The 1,112-nt window shown below is 57.4% G+C and carries 1 protein-coding gene; it reads right to left on the reverse strand.

Annotated elements, in window-relative coordinates; translation table 11 throughout:
* On the reverse strand, positions 1-858 hold an 858-nt coding region (locus ACR0C6_RS21295), incomplete at its 3' end, for a class II glutamine amidotransferase (protein ID WP_480621096.1).
* Positions 859-1,112 lie beyond the last annotated feature (254 nt).

Genomic DNA, 1,112 nt, shown 5'->3' on the forward strand with positions numbered 1-1,112 from the left:
TTCCCAGACGCGGGCATCCTCGATTCCCGGCAGGTTGACCAAGGCGCGGTACTCGCTGCCAAAGGCCACATATTGATCGGTCTCGGCCATCACTGCCGGTTTGCAGGCGATGGGGTCGCGAACCACGCCGAACCCATCCTTGGTTCCGACCACAAAGGTAAAGAACCCGTCGAGATCCTCAAGGCTGCTTTCCAGCGCCTCACCCAGAGTGGCCCCGTTTTGCATTTTCCATGTCAGATAGGCCGCGCCGACCTCGGTATCGTTCATGGATTCGATCCGAACGCCTTCACGCATCAGCTTGCGGCGCAGGGCGTTGTGGTTGGACAGCGACCCGTTATGCACCAGACATTGATCCGCGCCGGTGTTGAACGGGTGTGCCCCTTCGGTGGTGACGGCGGATTCAGTGGCCATGCGTGTATGGCCGATCCCGTGGCTGCCGGACATCGAGGTCAATTGGAACCGCTCCGCCACCTCCCGAGGCAATCCCACCTCTTTATAGATCTCGATCGCGTCACCGTCGGACATGATCCGAAGGCCAGGGCGCAATTCCCTCAGGGCCTGCCGCGCAGCGCCGACTTTGTCGTTGGCCATGCTCAGAACCGCATGAGTGTCATTGCGGCCCAGGCTGACAGGGCTGGTCAAGACGTCGGCCAAATCTTCGGCCAGAGTCTGAAAATCCGCGTCCGGATTGTCGGATTGCACGGTGAGCTTTGCCTGATCTCCGACGGGTCCATAAATCGCGATCCCGGCGCTGTCCGGGCCGCGATCCGTCATTGTGATCAGCATATCTGTCAGCATCTCGCCCAGTTGAGGCTCGAGCGTTTTGTCCTTCAAAAAAAGGCCGACAATTCCACACATGTGTCAGCTTCTCCTGTGTTGAGTTGGGCAGACGCTAACACCTGAACTTTAGGTTATCAACAAAGGGAAATTAATATTCATATGGGGAATATTTTCGGCTATCTATTTCCCCCGCATTCAAAAATCACGGACAGCAACCCCGCAAAACCTCAGCAGCGGGTTATCAATCGCCGAATCGTGACTAACGCGTCTGCGGATATGAGATGATCGACAGGAAGCGGGCTGGCAGTTTGCGCAGCACCTCGGGTCCATGC

The sequence above is a fragment of the Ruegeria sp. AL12 genome, assembly GCF_056540885.1.